The following is a 22,453-nucleotide window of genomic DNA, read 5'->3' as shown; positions in this document are numbered from 1 at the left end:
TGTTCTGTAGCTGCTTCCATTTCTATGAAGTACCCGTATAGTATTTTTCTTGCAGGCATATTGAGTAGCTGTTTTGCCTGTTCCTCCAACAAGATCGGGTATATCAACCCGACTAAAATATTGCAGCAGTACCACGGAGCTTCTCCTCGCCAAGTTGAGTTTAAAGCCAAAGCTCAAGAGTGGCAAGCCCGTTTTGACTCCCTACGAACTGAGCAGGCTCCCGCCGAGCAACTTGCTCAATACCAAGCGGCCATTCAACAGCGAGCCGCCACTGAGGAAGCACGTCTTAATCAGCAGGTTCTCCAAGAGGTGAATGCCTACATCAAACAGTATGGCCGGGAGCACAGTTACCACCTTATTCTTGGGGCTACGGAGCAGGGGAATCTTGTTTACGCCGCCGAAGGCGCTGATCTTACGGACGATATTATCACTGGCCTTAACACCCAGTACGATTCGCAGCATGCTGCTACATATAGGTAAACTCACTGGATTCCTCGATCGCTTCTGTTCATTGCTTAACCTAGGGCAGATTGGCTAGAATTAGCCAAATAGAACGCGTTAACTGCCTGCCGATTTCTTACTCCGCTTGTTTTTTCGCTTGAAAAACTAATACTCCCATAAGATTATGCTATTTCGTAACCGCCGGTTGATACGGGGTATTTCCTGCTTTCTGTTGCTGGAAACTCTAGGCAATCTGGCAGCACCCACGGTAAGCTGGGCTATGATGGGACCAGGTCAGCCGGAATTCACTAATTATGAATCTCCCGGTTCTACTGACATGGTCAATATGACGACCGGGGACTTCACGTATAATATTCCTATTCTGGATGTTCCTGGCCCTGAGCAGGGCTTTTCAATTCCTCTAACTTATCGGGCAGGAATCCGCTTGGAGCAGGAAGCCTCCTGGGTAGGACTAGGCTGGTCTCTCAATCCCGGCGCCATCGCGCGTGGTCTGAATGGCTATCCTGATGACATTTCTGGGGACCAGTACACATCCACCTATCGTAAGGATATCGGCCGCGGCTGGTATGGAGGTGTTCCTGGTGTATTAGATCTCGCATGGGATTCGGAAACAGGCCATAGCGGCACGGCTGATCTACTAGGCTTGGCCACTGTCGGGTGGGAGCAAGGTAAAATCAATTCTGGGGGATTAGTTGGGGTAAAGTATACTAAGGGCAAAGGCATCAGTGCAGATCCCGTTGCCATGGTAGGGGCGGCTCTAACCATCGCTTCTTTTGGCTCTTCCAGTGCTGTTTCAGCAGCAGCAAAAGGAGCTCAGACTGCGCAAAAATCCATGTCCCTGGGAGCTAAAGTAGCCACCAACTTTGGTATTGGTGTAGCAAGTGGACTTGCCGCAGGTATGCTGGGGCGGGCTGGTGGTGTAGGTGCTGGTTTTAGTCAGCCAACCATGAAAAAGGAAAAGCGCTTCTTGCATACCAATTACTGGATCTTCTATAATGACACGAAGGATGAGAAGATGTACGGTTCTCTCTATTTTCAGGACCTGAGCAAAGACATCTCGTATTCTACTAACCAAGGAGAACAAGATGCTCCCCTAATTTATAATAGCTCATACTGGAACACTCCCCAAAAAGCCCGGGTGTTCAATTACTACTACAATAATGGCTCGAATGGAACCATCACCCGCGAAATGGGGGCCGATATCCATCAGGAGTCTAAGCCTACGGACGATGGCAATTACTGGGAAACGAGCATGCGCCCAGTGAGTGTCGCACATGACGACTTTTCCGTGATGGGAGCCGGCGTGTCCGGGAGCATTCGTCCCTACCGTTTAGAGGTTGGAAGTGTAGCAACACCCAAAAAGGGTACCGAGATTCACTATAAGTACAGCGTAACTCCATTCCTGGATGACTACAAGGTACCATTCCGCTACGAAAATAGTGCGGCTAACACCTATGATTACCACCAGCAACCCGGTGCTAATGGGGCCGGTGACATTGGCATTGGGTTTAGCAGCACCCAAGAAGAAGCGGGAGGGCTCGTACTACAAGATGACCGACTCAAATCACGCTATACTACTGCACTCTCAACCGCACCCGCCCGTAAGGGGATTCATAGCCCAACAGCTAGTGATCCTGCTCAACGTGGCCGCGCTTTAGTACAAGGAAAGCACGTAGCCTGGTACTCCAATGATGAAATTCTACAGCAGTATGCCAACTCGACTGAAGGGAATGGCGCCATGCTCGAGCATTACAAACCCACAGCTCGTTACGCCAAGTCATACGAGCCCACCGGCGCTACCAGGACAGTGTGCACCGATGACTATGGGTCCAATGAGCGCTGTTGGGAGGAACCTATCTATGATAGCCTGACTACCTCAACGCTGGTGAACAATCCCTGGCGGGTAACATTACCCGGCAAGGGTATTGGCGCCTTTGCCGTTACGGCCGAGGATGGCACCACCTATCATTATTCGCTGCCTATCTATCACTACTCTACCTTCACTAAATCGGTTGAAAAAAATCCGACCCAAGGCTCGGCTGGCGTAGCCACGACGATTACGGGCTCTCCTTACAGCGATTATGCTTACGCTACGACGTGGCTGCTGACGGCCATTACTTCTTCTGACTATGTAGACCGCGGCGACAAGGGGGTAGTCGATGATAAGGATTGGGGAGGCTGGGTAAAGTTCGACTATGGTAAATTTTCCTCCCATTACAAATGGCGCCAGCCGTACGTAGGAACTTCTTACACGGAAGAAGATAATTCGGCCAATTTCATGGAGGGTCATAAACAGACCTACTACCTCAATTCCATTCGTACCCGCACTCATACCGCTTTATTCGTCAAAAGTGCCCGCACAGATGCGCGAGGACATTTTAGTCCTTCTGGCACCACGAATCTGCGGCGAAACGAGCGTGCTCCTTCTTCCTCGTTACGGCTAGACGAGATTATTATTCTCAATAACGAAGATCTAGCAAAGCTTAGAATATCAAACGGCATCCGGCAACCGGGCGACAACACCGATTTGCCAGCTTTCGGTGAAAATACCGCCAACAATGCCCAGGTAGCCGACGGTGAGTTACGGAATGATGACACGTATCGCTACGTATTAGATCAGCATGACATTGAGTCGGATGCCCGTATCCGGACATTTCTTAATGAGCGAGCTCTAAAGCGGACCGTCTTTCACTATAGTTATCGGTTGTGCCCCGGTACGCCGAACTCGTTCGCCAATTTAGCGCAGCTGCCTTCCTTAGACCCCTCCCAAGCTACGCTCGGCAGAAGTGGCAAGCTCACGTTAGAGAGCATCTCTACGTATGGCCCTCAAAACACCAAGTTGATCCCCGATTACGTATTCCACTACGGCGTTAATCCCGGTTATGGCATCGAGAAATGGGATGGTTTCGGCATGTATAATAGCGGTGGGTATGCCGGTAAATCAAACCACGCTGTATCTAGTAGCTTCAGTCAAGCCTCCGCTGATGGAGCCGCCTGGTCCTTAACAGAAATTGTTACTCCTTTGGGTAGTAGGACTCAAATTAGTTATGAGCGGGATCAATATGCGCATGTCTCCGAATTTGGTACTGCCAAATTTGAATTTTCCAATACTGATTGTTCAACCACTTTACAGGTAAAGAACTTCTACGGCAATCTGCAGGATTATATACGCCCAAATGACAAACTTCGTCTAACGGGTCAGGCAGGGTACCAAGCAGAATGCTCAGAGCAAACGGAAGACCAGGCGGGCAACCCGTATTGGACAACTTCTTATCCTCAATGTCCCTACTTGTATCAGGACCAGGAGGTAACCGTCCAGAGTGTAGGTACTAACACGATTACGTTAAATCCTGAGAATGCTCCTTCCCCCTGCGGGGATATAGGTAATATGTGTTCATCCTACTACCCCACAGGTATGAGCGTCAGCACTCTACTGCCACTTATTCGCAACGGGGGAGACATTCGAGTAGCAGCGGTAACTACCCTTGATGAAAATAACACTGCCTACCAAGTACGCTACCGTTACCAACAGGCCATCAGCACATTACCTGCTCTAAACAGCAGTGGAGTCATTGCCAAAGAGCCCGAATTTGTGAAGCGAGAACCTCGGGAATTTGACGGTTGGTACGACTATCCCTCCACACCGGTTATGTACGGTAAGGTGACCGTGTTACGAGGGCAGTTTGCTAACAATAACGATGCAGACCACGATCAGCGGGAGGAATTTTCTTTCTTCACCCCTGCCTCCACAATGGTGCGCATTACCCCAGGTAATGTATATAGCGGGGACTATCTAGGAAGGATACCATATAAGTACACGGATAGGAATGGCACCGAATATATTCGCCGGTACTTGGAACGACGCAATAACCGCACGACAGTAGATGTAGGAAAGCTCGGACAGCCACAAGCTATCCGCAAATACAACCGGCGGGGTGAACTCGAATTTACGTCTACGTTTGGCTATTCCAACACGCTTCTGAATACAGACGGTATTGCTGGTCAAGGCAAGTTCACGGAAGGAGTGATGACCAACGAGATGTTGCAGCGCACTCACTATCGGGTGAACCGGTCAACCAAGGAATACATTCCCACCATTCTGGCATCCACCACCACCGTGGCCAATAACATGAAGGTGACCACTTTCAACGATGTTTATGACTTTCTGACGGGTCAATTAGTCGAAACGCGGGTGAAGAATTCCTTGGGGGATGAGTACGTCACCAAAACAGTACTCGCGTATACTCTGGCCCCCTACGCAGCAATGGGTCCCAAGAGTGATCAGCCAGGCAATCGAAACATGCTCTCCCAAGAGGCGGGTACGTACGTGTACAAGCGAACAGGCTCGAAAAATTCTCTGGTTTCAGCCGGCCTCCAAACATGGAAAGCGAATTGGGAAACCTATCGTACGTACAACGCTAGTACAGATCGGTATGAGAATTCAAGCGGTCCACGTCCAATCTGGCGGCAATATGAGTCCTTCGTGTGGAATGGTAGCCGGCTGAATCCTGATGGTACCTACGCCGGTTTTGTAGAATTTGATTGGAGCCGGTTGTATCCTGACGGTCAGAATGCCGGCTGGCTCAGAACTGGGCTGACGACGCGGTATGACCAGTATTCCCGGCCAACGGAATCACGCGACCTTAACGGGCAGTATATGACCAGCAAATCCGGCTATGACTTGACCAAAACGCTGGCTACCGCACCGAATGCTCGCTACACCGAAATTGCCTACTCGGGAGCAGAAGATGAATTTCAGCCCGTAGAGGGCAATTCGAGTATTCGATACTTTGGAGGAGAAGTACGTAATAATGCCACTCGTGATACGATTCACCACACGGGGCAGTATAGCAGTAAAATGACAGGAGGGCAGCAAGGCTTCACCTACCGAGGTACTGCTGGCAGTAATCAGGATTTTACCGCTGGCCGGAGCTACCAATTAAGCGCATGGGTGCACAAGAGTGATGTAGCAACGCGCGGGGGACAACTCTATGCTACGCTCAATGGCACATCACTGGGAACTGCTTCTATTGCGAGCACCAGCACCAAAAAAGCGGGGGATTGGTATCTACTTAATTTGTTGATCCAAGTTCCAGTAACGGCGACTAACCAAGAATTAATAGTGGGGTGCCGTAATATAGGCACTGGCACGGTCTACATGGATGACTTCCGGTTTCATCCCGTGACCAGTCCCATGACAGCCTATACGTATGATCTGCACACAGGTCAGATTACCTATGTATTAAACAATGATAATCTCTTCACGCACTATCAATATGATGCGGCAGGTAAGATAATAAGGGTCTATAAAGAAGTTTTAGACCGTCCGAATGAATCAGTGAATGCCAAGCGGCTCGTAACGGAGAACCGGTACAACTATGCTCATATGCGTACACCAAACTGGGTGCGTACTGGGCAAGCGGAATGCGTGGCCAACGCGGACGGCTCTCCTACGGGATACCGTCGCTACCGCATTCGCGACGTGAACACCCAAAGTCCCACGTATAACGCGTTGGATTGGGAACAGGGGGAATATACGGAAGATTGTCCTCCCTGCTCTGGCTACCATCGGAAGTGGATCAACGGGCAATGCGAAACGGCCGTTGAAAGCGGGTGTGTTGGGGGGCAGTACTTAGGTAATGGCGTATACCAGAATACCTACCGCTACTATTACTCGGACAATAGCTATTTTGATGAAGCCCGGAACGAAGGAGGCTACTGCACGAGTGGGGGATATGACCAAAACTTAACGGGTGCTTCTAAAACAAGCGCAGCAAGCAGGATATTGGCTCCGCAATTACCAGCGGCTAACACGAAGATCAGCCAAGCCAAAAAATAGTGCTTGAATAAGCCGACAAGTAAAAAGCCCGAAGAATTTCTTCGGGCTTTTTACTTGTCGGCTTATTTCCTAGTGAACTGTCTCAAATGGCAGATTAAACTCTCCTTTAGTGACTTGTACCGTACGGCCCCGCCCGTTACAAACAATGCCGCTGAAAGTGCCCCGGATTCGGTGCTGCTTTTCATTGAAATCCTCAATGTGAACCGTTCGGGTACCCGCAGGGCACATGCGTGGTTCGAAAGATTCAACCCGGCTGTTTACAGTCTCTGTAAAGTAAAGGCCACTGGGTGAGATGGGATCTGCAATGACATAACGTCCAGGAGTCTTCTTGAAATTCTCCAGTTGGGCTATTACCTGTATTCGGCTACCCGTGGTAGCGTTCAGCGTCAAGGTGAGGTAGCGCGACTGTGTATTCAATGTTAAGGTAGAGGCAGCGACATCCACAATAAATGGCTTGCCATCAATGGCAACGGTTGCTGTGTTGGGAGTTGCTCCAGCAGTTTGGGCTGGTGAAATACCACGTGTTGCCTTGTGTGGGATGTAGCCAAATGGCAAGAAATAAAGGGCCAGCAAAAAAGAGTACGGATTGTACATAAATGTAGTAGAAGTGATAAAACAGTAAGAGCGTAAATATACAAGTTCAAAAACACCCGTAGCGGTTACAGACCTCTGCCAAAGCTTTTACGCCCGCACCTGCCGTCCTCTGTCGAAAATCTCACACTAAAAATAATATATAGTCAAAGTGCAGTCCCACGCTACTAGAAGTAACGTGGGACTGCACTTTGCTTTTTAGACCATCAAGGTTTTTGGCTTTAAAATTTTCATCAAAGAAAGTTTAGGCATCATAAGTGTTAATTATGATACCTAAAGTATCTTGCCGCCATGAGCACCGAAATCACCCGAATTCCGGCCGAGCCCCAACCGCTGGGCTCGCAATTGTCGACGGCCGCGGCCAACGTGGCCCGCTACATCAAGGCCGGCCTGGAGGGCGCCGACAACACGGTGCTCGCGTACTCGGCCGACCTGAAAAGCTTCGGGGACTTTTGCCAGTTCCACGGCCTGAACCCGCTGCCGGCCGAGGTGGCCACCGTGGCCCGCTACGTGGCCGACCTGGCCGACATCCCCCGCAAGCTCTCCACCATTCGGCGGCACCTGGCCGCCATCCACAAGCACCACCAGCTGCGCGGCTACCCGTCGCCGGTGCGGGCCGAGGAATTGGCCCTAGTCATGGAGGGCATCACCCGCACGCTGGGCAAGCGGCAAAAGCAGGCGCCAGCGTTTACAGTCGAGGAACTCAAGGAAAGCATCCGCCGCTTAGATGTCACGACAACGGCCGGCCTGCGCGACCAGGCTTTGCTGCTCCTAGGTTTCGCAGGCGCCTTCCGTCGCTCCGAACTCGTGGCCCTGGACGTGGAGCACCTGGAGTTTACCGAGCGGGCCCTGATTGTGCACCTAGCCAAGAGCAAAACCAACCAGGCCGGCGAGGTGGAAGACAAAGCCGTCTTTTATGCCGCTACGGCAGCCTTTTGCCCGGTGCGCTGCACCCGGGCCTGGCTCCAGCAGCTGGGCCGCGACACCGGTCCGTTGTTCGTCTCGCTGAAGCGCGGCAAGGTGAAAGGCCAAGCTTTGCCCACCTTAAAGCGCCTGTCACCTTTGCGGGTAAATGAGCTGGTGCAGCTGCACCTCAACCACGACGAGGACGGTCACAAGATTCCCGAGAAGAACTACTCGGCCCACTCCCTGCGCGTTTCCTTTATCACGATATCCGTACTCCGGGGCCAGTCCAACCGGTTCATCAAGAATCAGACGAAGCAGAAGACGGATGCGATGATTGACCGCTACTCACGGCTGGATGATGTGGTAAGCTTTAATGCCGCTCAGAATCTAGGTCTTTAACAGGATTATGGGTTAGCAAGCTCTCAATGCCTGTTTTAACTTTTTCAACCACGATATCTAATGGTCCCGTTGAGCTCACGACTATATCGGCAATGCTCGGTAGCAATCCTGAGACCTGCTCTTCAGTTGGATGATTGTTCATGCGTATTTGCTCGCATTCTTCAACCACTCCTTCACGAGATATGACTCTTGCTTCTCGCAGCGGCTCATTCAATTCAAGATGTATGTGAATCAATTGTTGCTGATTTATGAGACGTTTGATGATGTGCAATACATCGCTATGCCTTACCCCATCCACCACGATTCCATTTTCCCAATCTGGCGTCTGTGAAAGCACAGCTTTGCAAAACGCCTCTGCATCCGCCCGTAACAACTTTTGACCTAAATCCTGTAGATGCTCACGAGTTGGCTCCAACTCCTGGGCTCTAGCCTGCTTGCGTACGTAATCACCAAAGCTCACCCATGGCAAGTTCAGGACATCTGCTACGGCCGCCGAAACGGACGATTTCCCGCTTCCAATTTTTCCTGAGAAGGCAATTATCATAAGTGCTAAAGTTAGGTGTAGACCAGTAAGGTACTACAACGCTAACCACCCACGACGGTCACTTTTGACAAAAGGAATAGCTGGTTCCACAACACGAACATGCCGAACCTTCATGAGAGTAGCATAATTAGCCTTCTTTTTTTCTTCCCAAAAGGCCGGGCTCTGAATGCAGAGGGCTTGCGCATGCTGGGTCTTTAACGTATCCCATTCAGTTGCATCCAGAGTATATGACCACGCATGAGTAATTTGGCAAATGCCTACAATTGGGCCTCCAGACCGCTTAAGTAGTAGAAGGTCGCCATTTTGCACCTTGCAATAAGGGGCTGTGCGATTGATAGAAAAACGTGATTCTAACGTCTTCTTACCTTCAATGATAAGCTGTAGATAGGGTTCTATGAAAACCCCCAGATGGATTGTGTTTGACTTACTCACCTTAAAGTTTGCTAGCAAAGGCTGCCAATAGGCATCGTCAGCCATAGCCTGCTGTAAGGTTTCTAACAAAACCGGCACGCAAGCTCTGCTATCCTGTGCTGAGTAAAAGATGGTCGGAGGAAAAACGCTATTAGTCGGTTGCTTCATTGTGTGAGTTCGTCCAGCAAAGCTACCAGGTCTATCTGTTCTTTATGATCTATCATGCCGTGCAAAACTAATTTTTTTAGTATTTGAGGAATACTGCAGTTTGCCTCTAACATCCTTAAACACTCGTGCAATACGCCAAGACCACTTACTGTGTAGGCATGATTATCTGAACTCCAGACGTCAATGTCCTTCCTGAATGGTGACCGGCGGGACACTTGAGTTAAAATGGCGCCTCTGGGGTCTGCTGCACGATAGCTAAAATGAGTTGAAGCGGCAGGGCTGCTTGGCTTGACTTTAATGCGCTTCCTTCCTACTCTATATTCCACCCATTGAGGCTCATCAATTGCGACGGACCCCATTAACCCATTGCATAGCCGCTTCTGAAATGTCCAAAGGTCACCTCGCCTCCAGTTGTGACAATACAGGCCGGAAGCATTAAGTGATTGCTGTTCAAAGCCTGGTGTTTCGTAGGATAGTGCGCCCACGACTTGGTCAGTTAACACCATCCCTGCTTCTGCCGCTGCTTCCAAAAGAAGCATTCTTTCTGCTTTAGCGCCCGGACGTGTAAGCTCAGGAAGAACGCTTAAGTACAAGGTTCCTTCAACTGTCAGCAATTCAGCCGCTCGCCACAAGAAGGCCCGGTAGTAGTCAAGATACCAAGGTGGGTCAGCAAGTACAACTCTGTAGCTATTCCTATACAGTGGAAGCGGCAATGCCAAATCACATTCCATTAGTCCTTGAGTGTAGCCTGCGCTTCGCAAATCATCAAGGATTGCCTTGCTCTTGTTGAATAGCGTTACTGCCTGCCCTTGCTTGTATAGAGGTAGAAAAACCGTCTTGGTTCCAAAAAGAGCAATGTTTCCCCCTTGGGCTTCTGTCGTTAGCTTATCTGCAAGTTTGAGCACCGTGTCCTCATCGAACCGCCAATCATAATCAGCTGGATGTGGATCAGCGAATAGCGTTGGTGAGCTAGCAGTGTAAGGAGCCGTTACCTTACCCGTATCCGTTCGGTATGCCCGGTGGTCTTCACAATAAGGAATTCCTAAGCCATTCAGGATGGCGAGCACGTCTACCGGGTAGGCACCAGCAGACTCTACGATGATTTGGTGTAGTGATTTTTCAGTTTCCCTCTTTATCGAGAGCATTCCCGAAGCACTCCTAACTACATCTTCCAATGACTTTTTGTATTCCCTCTCCGCATTAAATGATTGTAGCTCCATGATTTATCTGCAATGAGTGCGCACCTCTAAGTCATGCTCATAAATCCGTCTTTGACGCGTTTCAGTGGAGAACCGTCGAGCTAATTCAGCATCCCAAGCCGCCACCACCTGTTGCTGAATCAGAAGCGAACGGTGGTGTACATCACCCATCCTAGTAGCCGTGGGAGTAAATTCGAGTATGGGAAGAGGTACGATACGTAGAGGAAACAGAGGATGTATCTCATCCTGCAAGCGATTGACAAAGTCACTAACTTTTTGCGGAATGAGTTGCTCGTTATCTGCTGTCAACGTGACATAGGCATACATGTCTAATCCTGTTTCAACCAAACGACGCATGACCTTGAACTGCTTATCAAACAGAGAGGGCTCAGCGCGAGTATTAAAGGCAAATGATTCCGCATCAAAACCCTTAAAACACCCTACGCGTCCATAGTTAGAGTAACTTACCAAGCGTTGTAATTCCTCTGCAGTCAAACACTCCCATAAATAATCATTGCTTAAATTATCGTCTGACCATAAGTAAACTTGGTGCTCAAGTCCACGTCGTTTTAATGCATCCATCATCCATAATACCCACTCGGGTACTAGGTCAGGTTGACCGCCTGATAGGTCGATGATAGGACACTGTATTGGCTCTGCCAAGAACAAGTCTAAGAGGTCATCTGCGGATAAAAATGTTGACCGCTTTGGATTGCCATCAAGTAGGTTGTAATCCACAAAACAGTACCAACACCGCCAACTGCAGACCGCATTCTGGAATACTTGAGCCTGCATCATTGCTTGTGGAGGCAAACCTAAAGCGCGACAAGCAGGGTCTAAAGGCAATGGGTTAGGTTCAAATCCTGTCGCAGCGGCGGCTCGCCGGAAATGATGAATACGCCCTACTCCTTTGCAGTTGTAGGAGAGGGTGATGTCTTGACTCTGCTTACTTGAAGCAAACTCTGTGATAAGGACTTTCTGAGCTTCCTTGTCTAAACCCTTGGTCCGGTAATGTGACGACCGTTCTTCCGTGTCGATATAAGCAGCCATAGAAGTAATCAGGATGGTAAAGTCAAGGTTAACTGCGCAGCTGAATCAGGAAGGTCGGGTAGACGGGTCTCGATGTACTTCATCACCAGTTGTTGCAGATACAGTTCTTCAGCAGGTTCTAAATCTCGCTCATAAGGGATGCCATGCCAGTATTTAATGCACTTGCGGCAACAGGTTGCCGTAGCATGCTGCGCATAGAAGATGATGTTCTGTTCATCTACTGGAGTCTGTGTGCCGTCCCGAAAACGGGTAGACCCAGCCTCAAAAACCGAGTTTTTAAGGCGTTTGACTACATCCTTGTGTATCTTCTTCTTCCCCTTGATGAAAAGCAAGCGCTTATACTTCTCCTCAAGAGGCATCTGCCAGAAGTGCTGACGAATGAGCTCATTTCGCATTTGTGCGAACAATGCGTCAACCTGCTGGATATCTCGATGATGCGCTTGCTGCCAATCAATCATCTCCTCCTTGCAGGCATGGCAAGCACCGCCGGTCAAGGTCTTGGGGTTCGCCCGCTTGGGGCGAAAACAATGCAATCCCTCTTCACACTTAGTGTTGGTGCATTTCACCTTGGGGAGTGGCTCCCCAAAACCTAGACTTTCCATGGCGGATATTGCTTTATTACTGCAGCGCGTTCATTAATAGCTCACGTTCAATCTCTGGTAATTGGTCAAACTTAGCGTGCTGAAGCACTTCATCGCGAGCCGCTTCCCAATGATTACTCCCAGTTGACTGTAGGTTGGTAGCTGTGCCCCACCAGTTGACCTTTTGCTCTGCCATTAGTCGAAAAGCTAAATAATTGGCAAGAGCTCCGGCATCCAATCCTTCGGCTGCTGCAAGCTTTTGCACTCTACTTTTCAACAATGGTACTTCTCCTCCTGCTTCTTGAATTGCGCGAAGGGAAAGCTCATTGGCCCGGTCAGCTAACATAACCTGACCAGCGAATACGTTGGCATCGATTTCATCTTTGGAGCCAATCATATCTCGTGTAAAATCATCATCTGTTTCAATTACATCAAGCGTGGGCTGGTCAGGATTTTGAGCAGCATGCCTGAGTTCATGGAGCAGGTCAAATAGCCACCGGGTGGAAAAGGCTGTCTTCTGCTTTAAAACGATGACATTCCACCCATCTACACGCCAGCAAGCTCCATGGAAATGACTAGTGTCATTCAGTGGGAGTACCGGTATGCCCAATTGCCAAGCGTAACGCAGGCCTGTCTCGAATGTCAACTCGCCATACCGTTCTAAAATCTCTCGGCGAAAATCAGCCGTTGACTTTGGTATCGGGCGGCGCTCTAAATGACGGCATGCATCGAGCAGCGTTAATGCCATCATTTGTGCGTAGATGGTATAGGGAGCAATTTTTTGCAGTTTAGCATTACTAGCTTTCTTAAAGCGAGCTTGGTAAACGGCTCCCATATCTAGCGCTAGCTGCTGATTACCCAATAACTGAGCAGGGTCCACTTTCAGCATCTTGCTGACGATAGAGGCAGCTTGGAGAACAACTTGACGTATAGCTTCCTCTCCTTCTAAAATTGGACTGGTCAGATAAGCAGCAATTTTTCTAGGGACTAGTTTCTGGAGTACAAACTCCTTTTTAAAGCCTAATCGAGCAAGATTATTGAACAAGTTGGAACGCGATACCACCCCTTCTGAAACGAATAGCTCCTCGCGCACACTGAGCCCTAGTGCTTGAATCACCTCTTTGAGGCGCGTGAAGCTTGCTCCGGCGTATTCGGTGTCTTCGTAACGCTGTATCTGCTGTTCTCTCATGTTGAGAATATCAGCTAAATCCTTTTGCGTCATACCAGAAGCTATGCGAGCTCGGATTAACGCGACTGGCAAGTCTTCAAAAGACTCTACTTTAAGTGACCTTACTTGTCCTTGCTTTAGCGCCTCATATTCCTCTAACTGTTTACACAGTTCCTCATACTGGCTTTTCATTGCCGCTTCGTACAGCTTTTTGCGCAGAGGCGAGAAATCAGCGTCTTGGGTATTGGCAAAGTCTGCGGCAGCAGCAGCAAACTTGTTTGCCTGCGCTCTAGTGAGCTTGTATTGCTGTTCGTTCTTAATCATGATTTCCGGTTACTAAAGCTGTAGTCCGATGATTCCCTTGGCACCGCCTGAATTTTTATCCAGTTGAAAAAAATCCAGGTAAAGTGTAGCCGGCGGCGCAGCAATGAAGCTGCAGGGAAAGAATTCCCCTAGGTACCTCGCCTTTTGAGCAGCTCTGCCCTGCTCAAAGTCGAAAAGCAGAGGAGCAAGTGAGAAGAGCTTCTCCAAATCAACTGGTGTATCGTCCCAGCACACGTCAAAATCGCCTGGGACTTCTTTAGCAGTGCAGAAGCTTCCATCGATATAGATGAGCTTACAGCCAGCCTGTTTTAGCGACCCAAGCCCGTCCATTAGTCCGAATAACAGGTTCATTCTATGTGGAGTGTGGCCGAACCTATCTCGTATCTCACCCCATGTAGCCCAATGGATGCCAGGTGGCAATAACCCGGCTTCTGTAAATGGTGGTAGACCTGTTTTCATAATCAGCACAACGATTTTGTTGTGTTAAAGTTGCAGATAATTTCTGATATTTCATCTCACCTTGCTTTTATCAATGCAGAGCTACTTAGCACATGAACTTCAAAGCCTTGCCTTCTTTTGTTAAATAGTGCCTGAAAAACAAGCATCAGACCTTTCATTGAACTTGCCTAATACTTCGTATGGCCGCCCGATTTCTATCCGGATTTGTTGGCATTAACCGTCATTCCGACCCAGACATCTCCGATCTGAACTGCGCTCGCCGCGATGCCACGGCCCTTTGGGCACTCTGGCAGGACACTCTCCCGGATGCCAGCCCGGTGCTGCTCGTGGATGAAGATGCTACGTGGTTCCGTATCGATGAACTGCTGGCCCAGACCCTGGACGCTGCTACGGAGGAGGACGTGGTGTTGCTGACTTTTTCGGGCCACGGCACGCACAACCACCGTTTAGTAGCCCATGATACCAACCTCGAAAACCTGGCAGATACAACCGTTGCCATGGCGAACCTGGCCGAACGGTTTCGCCAAAGCAAGGCGCGCCATATTTTGCTGGTGCTCGACTGCTGTTTCAGCGGGGGTGCACCGGCGAAAGTAATTGAGGATGGGCTACAGCCGCGCGGTACTGGATTTTCCTTGGAATCGGCTTTTTCCGGACGTGGACGCATGCTCTTGGCTGCGGCCAACGTCGATGAAGAGGCGTGGGAGGCAGCAGGCCATGGGCTATTGACTTCGGCCTTGACCGGCGCCTTACGGGCTGCGACTGGTCCGGTGGAAGTGGGAGGATTAATGGCCGAGGTTGCCGGACGGGTACGTGCCGAAGCACAGCGCCTGGGCTTGACCCAAACCCCGAAATGGGTGGGTGATATTGATGGTGGCTTTACCATTCCACCGCTACAGGCCGGGAAGCAGTATTACCAGGCCTTTCCCGAGCAGACCGGGTTGAAGGCCTCGGCGAACATCCAGGAACTAGCGGGCTTCGGCTTGCCCGGGGAGGTTCTTCAACTCTGGGACCACCTGTTCTCTCAAGGGCTTAATGAACTCCAGCTGGCTGCAGTCAACGACTATCGAATACTAGACGGCGAGTCCCTGTTGGTGGTGGCGCCAACGAGCAGCGGCAAAACGTTTATCGGGGAATTAGCCGCCGTGAAGGCTGCTGTTAGCACCCAGCGGGCAGTTTTTCTGGTACCGTACAAGGCTTTGGCCAACGAGAAGTACGAGCAGTTCTCTGACTTGTACGGCACGCGATTGGGCCTGCGCGTGATTCGGTGTACCGGCGACTACCAGGATGCCACTAACGCCTTCGTGCGGGGCAAGTATGACATCGCCCTGCTTACCTATGAGATGTTTTTGAACTTGGTGGTAAAAAACCAGGGCACGCTGAGCCGCATCGGGGTGGTGGTTGTCGACGAAGCGCAGTTCATCACGGACCCTAGCCGAGGCATCAGCGTCGAATTGCTGCTGACTTATATTCTATCTGCTCGCGAACGGGGCATTACGCCACAGCTGGTAGCGCTATCGGCGGTCATCGGCAATACCAATGGCTTTGAGCATTGGTTGCGTTGCCAAGCCCTGATTACTACCCGACGGCCCGTCCCACTGGAGGAGGGCGTCATTGATCGCTCGGGCGTATTCGAGTACGTAGACCCTGAAACAGGGGCCCAACAAAAACGGCAGCTCTTACCGGCGCATGCCGTGCGGATACGCCGCGATAAAGCCAGTACTCAGGACGTCATTGTGCCCCTGGCGCAGGCCCTACTGGCACAGCAGCCGACGGCTAAGCTCATTGTGTTCCGCAACATTCGGGGTAAAGCCGAGGGGGTCGCGGGATACTTGGCCAAAGACTTGGGCTTGCCCAGCGCGGATGCGGTTATAGCGGCTTTACCTGCGCAGGACCGTTCTTCTACCTCCGCAAAGCTGCGCGACTGCCTAAGGGGCGGTACGGCCTTTCACAACAGCAACCTGTCCCGGGAAGAGCGGGAGGTAGTCGAAAGGGCTTTTCGGGATCAGCAGGGCCCGGTTCGGGTGTTGGGAGCCACCACCACCGTCGCGGCCGGTATCAACACGCCGGCCTCGGCCGTAATCCTAGGCGAAACGGAATTCCTTGGAGAGGATCAGAAGCCATTCACCATTGCCGAGTATAAAAACATGGTGGGACGGGCCGGCCGGCTGGGCTACAATGAACGTGGCCAGTCGTTCATCATCGCCAACACCCCCATGGAGCGTCGGCAATTGTTCCAGCACTACGTTCTGGGGCAGCCGGAAGCCCTGCGCTCATCCTTTGTCAGTGGCAATCTGTCCACGTGGGTGTTACGCCTGCTAGCTCAAATCCCGCGGGTCGGCCGCCGGGAGGTGGCTACTTTACTGGCCAACACCTACGGAGGGTACGTGGAAGGCCGCAGCAATCCAAACTGGCGCACCCAGATGGACGCGCAGGTGGAAAATATCATCATCTCCTTGATTCGGGCGGGCATTGCCGAGCAAGAGGGCTCCATGCTCCAGTTAACCTTGGTAGGATTTGCCTGCGCCAATTCCTCGCTCTCGTTTGATTCCATCCTGCGTCTGCTGCACTTACTGCAACTATTGAACCCGGCCACCATTACGCTGGAGCGGCTGTTGGCCCTGACGCAAGCGCTGCCGGAACTGGATGAGACCTATACCCCGCTCTTCAAAAACGGGAACAAGGAGAAGACCTGGCCCTACCACGCGGCTCAAAAAGTGGGCAACGACTTGGTGCAGCTCTACCAACGCTCTCTACCCGACCAGATAGCCTATTTACGCCGAGCCAAACGGGCCCTACTGGTGGAAGCCTGGCTGGAAGGCGATTCTTTGGAAAGCCTGGAGCAGGCGTATACCAACTCCTCCTTCGTGCCAGTAAGCTACGGGGATGTGCGTCGGATTGCGGATGCCACGCGATACCATTTCCGTTCGGTTGTGCCCATTGTGCAAGCTCTGCACCCCATGTTGCTCTTGGAAGATGAGGCGCTGAATCTGTTAACCACACGTCTGGAAGTTGGCTTACCGGTTTCGGCGCTCCCCTTGCTTAAGATTCGTATCCTTAATCGTGGGGAAATCCTGTTGCTTGCACAACATGGCATAGTGGACCCGTCGCTAGCGTGGGCTACTGTTGAACCCTCTATCATTAGGTTATTCGGCTCAGAAAGAAGCCAAGAGATAGCTTCTGTATGGGAAAAGCAGCGTCTCACTAACTTAGCCAAGGTAGCCTCCTAGCCGTGTGAGCTGGGGAAACCAGGTCCTTTTATTCCATATTTCTTAACTGAACACCACGTCAAACCGGGTGTTCACACGTCAACTTATGCTCCCTCCTGGTTCACCCCCTACGCTGCAGCAATTGTTAAAAGACCTGGATGAGGCGATTGAAGCCGGCGACCAACAGGCAGCCACTATTCTGGAACTGGCTATCCTGCGTTTTTTGGCGGCGGAGGCTGCCGAGCGGGAAGAGTTGGAGCGGAGCGTACGAGCCCGGGTGGCGAGGTTGGGCGGCGGTCGGTCGACAGTGCCCTCACTACCGCGACCTCAGGACCTGTTCACCCATCGGGGGCCAGCTTACTTAAGCGGGGAGCCTGCAGAACCGGCTGCGACGGTACGGAAGGGAATCCTGTACCCCGTGTGGTTTGCCACCAACCGGTTAGCAGCATCTTCCGGGACAGGGTTTCAGGCCGAAGGCCGCAGTGCACACGTCAACTGGGGACGGGTGGACGTGCACGTACCCGAAACACATCGCTTCGGTGAAACAGGTAGCAGCTACTGGCAGCGCATGTGGCGGCAGTACAGCCTGCGGCCGGCCGACGACCACCTGCGCATAGAAGCATATGCCCGGCTATCGGAAGCGGCATTTTATGAGGCCGTGCGGCAGGAGCTAGCCAGCGCGCAGGCGGCCGGGGCAGAACCCCATGCCCTGGTATTTCTGCACGGCTACAACACCAGCTTCGAGGAAGCGGCCATTCGTGCTGCCCAGATTGGCTGCGACCTAAAGGTGGCCGGGGCCACGGCATTCTTTAGCTGGCCTTCCGCCGGCTCAGTGCAGGCCTACCCTGCTGACGAGGCGGCCATCGAAGCCAGCGAACGGGCCATTACTGATTTTCTGGTGGCCTTCGCTACTGAATGCGGGACTGCCAAGGTGCACCTCGTGGCGCATAGCATGGGCAACCGCGGGCTTCTACGGGCCTTGCAGCGCATTGCGGGCAATGCCGAGACGCGAAACCAGGTACGCTTTGGCCAGATTTTTCTGGCTGCTCCCGACGTGGACCACGACTTATTTTTAGACTTGGCAGCTCTTTATCCAGCTTACGGCGAGCGCACCACCCTCTACACCTCGCGTCATGACCGGGCCGTGCATGCCTCGGCCCGGTTGCACCGGGCACCGCGGGCTGGCTACTACGAGCCTTATACCATCGCGCCGCACATCGATACCATTGCCGTGCCCGACTTCGACCTAGACCTGCTGGGGCACGGCTACTTTGCTCAGGCGGCGGCGCTGCTGCACGACCTCTACGACCTGATGCGTCACAACCAGCCCCCGGGGCAGCGTCAGCGCCTGCAGCACCCTTCGTTGCCAGACGGCGGATTCTGGCAGTTGCAATTATGAGCCGGCTGGTGTTACAGGCGTGAAATCCTGCGGAACCACGCCGAATGCCTGGTGAAATAAATCGGTAGCCCAGGCGGCCATGGCCTCGGGCGTGTGGCGGTGCGACAACCAGCCGTACTCGAAGGTGAACGGTCCGGATGCTACCACCCACTGCCGCACCAGGTCATAAGTACAGTTCCAGGCATAAAACTCATCCCTTGTAGCGGTCAACTGCTGCTCCGGCACGCCGGGCATCCGCAGCGGATGGACATCCCCGTGCTCATCATCGGAGAAGAACGCTTGATGGCGGCTGAATAGTGACTTGACTTCCGGTAGACTCACCTCCTGCCCCGGCCGCTCCACTAGGTACATTCCCGGCCAACAGAAGAAGTGTGGGTTAGCCAGCTTATCCTGTTGGAAGCGCAGGTATTTAGAGAAAAGCAAACGAATGGGTAAATTACCAAGCTGATAATCGCAGGCTGCTTCTTCAGTCAGCAACTGTTGCAGGCTTGCTTCCTTGTCCATCCACTCGTTCACGCGCGTACTACTTTCGTAGGGTGAGTGGCAGGCAATCAGCCCGGCCAAGTAGCCGCTCACGTGCACGTACTCCGCCTTGTCGTAGCGCACGATGCTTCGCTTCAGCTCCGGAGCTCGGAGCATTAGATACTGGCACAACAACAGGAACCGCAGTCCCGGGTCGTTGGTGATGACAAACGACTCGTGGTGCGTGATATCGAAAGGAAATCCGTCGGTGGGATTGAGGGCAATATCGCAGATAAGCAGAAACAAACCGACTAGCGGGTCAGTGGCTGAGACCGGCTGCGCTTCGCGCAGCACTTGCAGGAAAAGTGCGAAAGCCTCGCCGTACACCCCATCCAACATCCCTTCGGCCGCGTAATCAGCCAGTGAACGGCTGGTCGCATGGTGCAGGTATTGCAGTTGACAAAGCCGGGCTTGTCCTTCGTAGATAGCCTGCGTGCCGAGCGGGGGGATGCGGATCTTGGAACCCTCAAAGAAGCCTTCTTCCTGCCGGATGGACAACTTCTTGAATGGTTCGCTCCAACGGGTGACGTTGGGCAGAAAACGAAACGCGGGGTCGAACGTAGCTGCCAGCGTCTGAATAACCGCTGACCACCACATGTGGAAGCAGTGACCAGTACTCAGAAAAAAAGGATTCGTATTGGAAGTAAGGGCCGGGGTGCGCTTGGGCTCGTCAGTCAGCGCGCCAGCCGTTTCCAGATCAAACCAATAGTTAAGTGCTCGATTCAGGTGCTCGAGCAACTCAGCCGGCAGGTCGGGTTTGGTGAAGGCATACTCCACCAGTGGCTTGACGCGAATGCCTGCGGCCAGCAACTCGCGCAGGTTAACGTGTAGCATATGCGCCTGCGCGGGATATTTCAAGCTGGTAAGCAACCCGAAGTTAGTCCCAATGTGCTGCCACCAATGCACCGTTTCGTGCAGCAGCGTGGCGAAAGCAGCCACCTGCGCATCGGTGATGGCTGACCGCTGGTAGATGCCTGCTGGCAAAACATTGAGTTGCGCGTGCAGGTCGGGACGAAGGCGGAGCACGAACCGCATGGGGTCGTACAGGCCCATGGTAGCTGTGCCAGTCAACGGCGACTCGGTTAATGGCTGACTGCCGTAAAACAGGGCGATTAGCTTGGCAACAGGGTCTGGGCTTGACATTCTATTGTTCAGATAGTATTCTAGGTGGACAGCAGGCAAATTTCAGCTCATACAGTGCTTTATTGACATTATTGTAAGGCTTTCTACTTTTCCGTTAGAGAGACCATCAAGCAGCCCCCAAACGCAACTGGCCTACTACTGAGTAGTGGGCCGGTTACTTTGCTTGTAACCGATGCTAATAGTGTCCTGATATGCATCAAATTAACGGCATGGGTATATCGGGAAAATCGTTAACCGTTAGCTTACCCTGCTGCACCAGCTGTGCTTTCAAGTTTCTGCAATTCTTGGTAATAGCCTTCAAATAAGAGAGCTTTTCGCTTAGTTTCTGTGAGGTCTGATATACGTCTTCCTGCGTCTCGCTGAGCCGTTGCTTCCGCTGTTCCAAGACCTGGCGCTTCTGCTGCAAGCTCTGCTTCCTCTGCATCAAGTCGTTTCGCCTCTTTGTCAAGCTCGCTCTCCTCTCGGTCCAACTCAATTCGCTGGCGGGAATATTCCCGCTCTCGAACTCGTTCAAGAGAGCGTTCACGGTCTGCAAGCTGGATTCTAAGACTACTACGTCGACTGAACACTGCTTCGCTAAGTCGTTTTGCTCGTCTTTTAAGGTACGATAGTACTCCGGTAATTTGCTGTTCTCCAGCTGTAATCTGTCGGTCCAGTCGTCCTTCTGCTGCTGATAGCTTTCTAATGCGACCTTGAAGTTCTTCTTCCGCATCTGCAAGCTCTGCTCGGCGGTCTGCAAGTCGGTTTCGCTCCTGCTCAACTCGCGCTCGAATTCCTTTTCCAAGTCGCGTATCACGCTCTGATCGCTTCGCTCTAAGTTCCGCAATATATTCCTGGCCTCGCTGCGCATGCTCTCGATAGCGGGCGTTTTCCTGCTCCACGTCAGCTGTTCCCAGCAGTCCTCTAACTGCGAATAGAGCTCCTTCAAGGCGGTTAAGGCGGCACTTGAGCGTTTCCGACCGGTCAGAAATTGTCCCTGGGAGTTCAGCAGCCGAGATACTTCCCTCTCCAGATAAGAGGGAATCAGATGGCGTAAAGTGGAAGGCAGCTCGTTGGCCATTGTATAACCAGATGGTATTACGGGTAACATCAAACAGCGCCTCAATGGCGCTGGCATCAAAGTTCCGAGGTATTGTTATCTCAATCGTATCGACCCCATATTGCTGCAGGCGGGCAATCTTCTCCTCCCCGCAGCGGTGTTCAGCATGGATTTCAATAAGCAGAACAGGGTACCCCTCTTCGTCAAAAAACACCACATCCGGGCGGGCAAGCAACCGCCGGCGTCCGTCCTGCTCATCAAATGGCACTCCTGGTACGCGCGGCTCCACGATGAGTTCCGCATCTTCAGTGACGTAGATGTTCCGTTCTCGAACTGCTGACGCGGCCACTACCTCCTGGGGTAAGGCCAAACGGGGCACTTTGCCTACGTACCCCTCCGGCGGAGCAGCGTACACGGCCGGCACCATCACGCGCAGCCGGGCCACCAGCAGCTGCTTGGCCTTGGCATGGCGGTAAGATTCGTTACTGAAGGTGCAGGGCCGAACGGTATCCACCACCTTGTGAGCAAAGTGGTCCTCGTTAATTTCACCCCGCTTAGCAACTAGCGGCTTATTGCAATGCTGGCAGCGGTAACTACCGCCGCGGACAGCCGCCGAAATGTGTACCTCCTGGCCCTGCGCATCAAACGCATAGTCACATTGTACTGCTGCCATTTCAGGAAGCGCCTAACGCCCTCTTTTCGCTAATCTTCTGCGCTACCTGCCGCCATATATCATGTAGCCAAGACCGCATGTGTTCTGGTCGTTCCCGACACACATCTGGAATTTGCACTTCGAACGGTAGATTGAGTTCCCGCTGATACCCCCTGAGCTCCTGCACATGGCTACCTCGTGGCCGGGAAAACCGCACCTCGCATCCCCCGTCCCGAAAGGGCTGCAGTTCGGCTTGGTATTCCTCGGCCTTGGGGTAAGGCCGATTAAACATATTGTAGGCAGGCTGCTGGTTGTCTGGTTCACTCATGCTAAAAAAGGCTTTAATCACGATTAATTGCAAAGCTTAACTGAACGCCGTTACTTCCCAACT

15 protein-coding genes are annotated in these 22,453 nt (G+C 52.1%); 5 read left to right on the top strand and 10 right to left on the bottom strand.

Going from position 1 to position 22,453, the window contains the following annotated elements; genetic code table 11:
• The first annotated feature begins 24 nt into the window (after positions 1-24).
• Both IEW18_RS19685 and IEW18_RS19680 read left to right on the top strand, forming a co-directional pair.
• Positions 25-480 (top strand): OmpH/Skp family outer membrane protein, encoded by a 456-nt coding sequence (locus tag IEW18_RS19685; RefSeq protein ID WP_188559600.1) that lies wholly within the window; start codon positions 25-27, stop codon positions 478-480.
• A gap of 193 nt (positions 481-673) precedes the next feature.
• Complete coding sequence (locus IEW18_RS19680; protein WP_188559599.1) at positions 674-6,301, top strand: hypothetical protein; 5,628 nt, start codon at positions 674-676, stop codon at positions 6,299-6,301.
• 69 nt (positions 6,302-6,370) lie between these two features.
• Here IEW18_RS19680 and IEW18_RS19675 read toward each other — a convergent pair whose 3' ends face one another.
• Positions 6,371-6,895, bottom strand: a complete 525-nt coding sequence (locus IEW18_RS19675) for a hypothetical protein (RefSeq protein WP_188559598.1) — start codon at positions 6,893-6,895, stop codon at positions 6,371-6,373.
• A 288-nt stretch (positions 6,896-7,183) separates the two neighbouring features.
• Between IEW18_RS19675 and IEW18_RS19670 the strand changes: the two genes are divergently transcribed.
• On the top strand, positions 7,184-8,197 hold the full coding sequence (locus IEW18_RS19670; protein WP_188559597.1) for a tyrosine-type recombinase/integrase: 1,014 nt from the start codon (positions 7,184-7,186) through the stop codon (positions 8,195-8,197).
• Here IEW18_RS19670 and IEW18_RS19665 read toward each other — a convergent pair.
• The 7 genes from IEW18_RS19665 to IEW18_RS19635 all read right to left on the bottom strand — a co-directional run bounded on the left by IEW18_RS19665 (position 8,169) and on the right by IEW18_RS19635 (position 14,101).
• Positions 8,169-8,741 carry an AAA family ATPase gene (locus tag IEW18_RS19665; protein ID WP_188559596.1) on the bottom strand — a complete coding sequence of 191 codons (573 nt, stop codon included), beginning with the start codon at positions 8,739-8,741 and terminating at the stop codon, positions 8,169-8,171. The genes IEW18_RS19670 and IEW18_RS19665 overlap by 29 nt on opposite strands.
• A gap of 33 nt (positions 8,742-8,774) precedes the next feature.
• Complete coding sequence (locus tag IEW18_RS19660) at positions 8,775-9,218, bottom strand: ASCH domain-containing protein (RefSeq protein ID WP_188559595.1); 444 nt, start codon at positions 9,216-9,218, stop codon at positions 8,775-8,777.
• 98 nt (positions 9,219-9,316) lie between these two features.
• Positions 9,317-10,540, bottom strand: coding sequence for a hypothetical protein (locus IEW18_RS19655; RefSeq protein ID WP_188559594.1), 1,224 nt, complete (start codon positions 10,538-10,540; stop codon positions 9,317-9,319).
• Positions 10,541-10,543: 3 nt separating this feature from the next.
• Positions 10,544-11,569 (bottom strand): hypothetical protein, encoded by a 1,026-nt coding sequence (locus IEW18_RS19650; RefSeq protein WP_188559593.1) that lies wholly within the window; start codon positions 11,567-11,569, stop codon positions 10,544-10,546.
• A gap of 8 nt (positions 11,570-11,577) precedes the next feature.
• Complete coding sequence (locus IEW18_RS19645; protein WP_188559592.1) at positions 11,578-12,171, bottom strand: DUF4186 family protein; 594 nt, start codon at positions 12,169-12,171, stop codon at positions 11,578-11,580.
• Positions 12,172-12,187: 16 nt separating this feature from the next.
• Positions 12,188-13,642: a helix-turn-helix transcriptional regulator gene (locus IEW18_RS19640; RefSeq protein ID WP_188559591.1), complete on the bottom strand. Its 1,455-nt coding sequence runs from the start codon at positions 13,640-13,642 to the stop codon at positions 12,188-12,190.
• 12 nt (positions 13,643-13,654) lie between these two features.
• Entirely contained in the window at positions 13,655-14,101 is a 447-nt protein-coding gene (locus IEW18_RS19635; protein ID WP_188559590.1) for a DUF6932 family protein, read from the bottom strand.
• 179 nt (positions 14,102-14,280) lie between these two features.
• Here IEW18_RS19635 and IEW18_RS19630 point away from each other — a divergent pair, with 179 nt between their 5' ends.
• Complete coding sequence (locus tag IEW18_RS19630) at positions 14,281-17,328, top strand: DEAD/DEAH box helicase (RefSeq protein ID WP_188559589.1); 3,048 nt, start codon at positions 14,281-14,283, stop codon at positions 17,326-17,328.
• Positions 17,329-17,413: 85 nt separating this feature from the next.
• Positions 17,414-18,706 carry an alpha/beta hydrolase gene (locus tag IEW18_RS19625; RefSeq protein WP_188559588.1) on the top strand — a complete coding sequence of 431 codons (1,293 nt, stop codon included), beginning with the start codon at positions 17,414-17,416 and terminating at the stop codon, positions 18,704-18,706.
• Here the strand turns inward: IEW18_RS19625 and IEW18_RS19620 are convergent.
• Positions 18,701-20,371 (bottom strand): hypothetical protein, encoded by a 1,671-nt coding sequence (locus tag IEW18_RS19620; protein WP_188559587.1) that lies wholly within the window; start codon positions 20,369-20,371, stop codon positions 18,701-18,703. The two genes, IEW18_RS19625 and IEW18_RS19620, sit on opposite strands and share 6 nt — an antisense overlap.
• Before the next feature lie 242 nt (positions 20,372-20,613).
• The gene (locus IEW18_RS19615; RefSeq protein ID WP_188559586.1) at positions 20,614-22,083 is read right to left on the bottom strand and encodes a competence protein CoiA family protein; all 1,470 of its coding nucleotides are present in this window, start codon (positions 22,081-22,083) and stop codon (positions 20,614-20,616) included.
• Positions 22,084-22,453: the final 370 nt, after the last annotated feature.

The organism is Hymenobacter glacieicola, assembly GCF_014640315.1.
Classification (GTDB): domain Bacteria; phylum Bacteroidota; class Bacteroidia; order Cytophagales; family Hymenobacteraceae; genus Hymenobacter; species Hymenobacter glacieicola.
Note: the sequence above shows the minus strand (reverse complement) of the source record. Positions and strands in the feature narration are given on the sequence as shown.

Coding starts and splice junctions, on each gene's coding strand:
- IEW18_RS19685 (WP_188559600.1), top strand. CDS start 25: ATGAAGTACCCGTATAGTATTTTTCTTGCAGGCATATTGAGTAGCTGT.
- IEW18_RS19675 (WP_188559598.1), bottom strand. CDS start 6,895: ATGTACAATCCGTACTCTTTTTTGCTGGCCCTTTATTTCTTGCCATTT.
- IEW18_RS19670 (WP_188559597.1), top strand. CDS start 7,184: ATGAGCACCGAAATCACCCGAATTCCGGCCGAGCCCCAACCGCTGGGC.
- IEW18_RS19665 (WP_188559596.1), bottom strand. CDS start 8,741: ATGATAATTGCCTTCTCAGGAAAAATTGGAAGCGGGAAATCGTCCGTT.
- IEW18_RS19660 (WP_188559595.1), bottom strand. CDS start 9,218: ATGGCTGACGATGCCTATTGGCAGCCTTTGCTAGCAAACTTTAAGGTG.
- IEW18_RS19655 (WP_188559594.1), bottom strand. CDS start 10,540: ATGGAGCTACAATCATTTAATGCGGAGAGGGAATACAAAAAGTCATTG.
- IEW18_RS19650 (WP_188559593.1), bottom strand. CDS start 11,569: ATGGCTGCTTATATCGACACGGAAGAACGGTCGTCACATTACCGGACC.
- IEW18_RS19645 (WP_188559592.1), bottom strand. CDS start 12,171: ATGGAAAGTCTAGGTTTTGGGGAGCCACTCCCCAAGGTGAAATGCACC.
- IEW18_RS19640 (WP_188559591.1), bottom strand. CDS start 13,642: ATGATTAAGAACGAACAGCAATACAAGCTCACTAGAGCGCAGGCAAAC.
- IEW18_RS19635 (WP_188559590.1), bottom strand. CDS start 14,101: ATGAAAACAGGTCTACCACCATTTACAGAAGCCGGGTTATTGCCACCT.
- IEW18_RS19630 (WP_188559589.1), top strand. CDS start 14,281: ATGGCCGCCCGATTTCTATCCGGATTTGTTGGCATTAACCGTCATTCC.
- IEW18_RS19625 (WP_188559588.1), top strand. CDS start 17,414: ATGCTCCCTCCTGGTTCACCCCCTACGCTGCAGCAATTGTTAAAAGAC.
- IEW18_RS19620 (WP_188559587.1), bottom strand. CDS start 20,371: ATGTCAAGCCCAGACCCTGTTGCCAAGCTAATCGCCCTGTTTTACGGC.
- IEW18_RS19615 (WP_188559586.1), bottom strand. CDS start 22,083: ATGGCAGCAGTACAATGTGACTATGCGTTTGATGCGCAGGGCCAGGAG.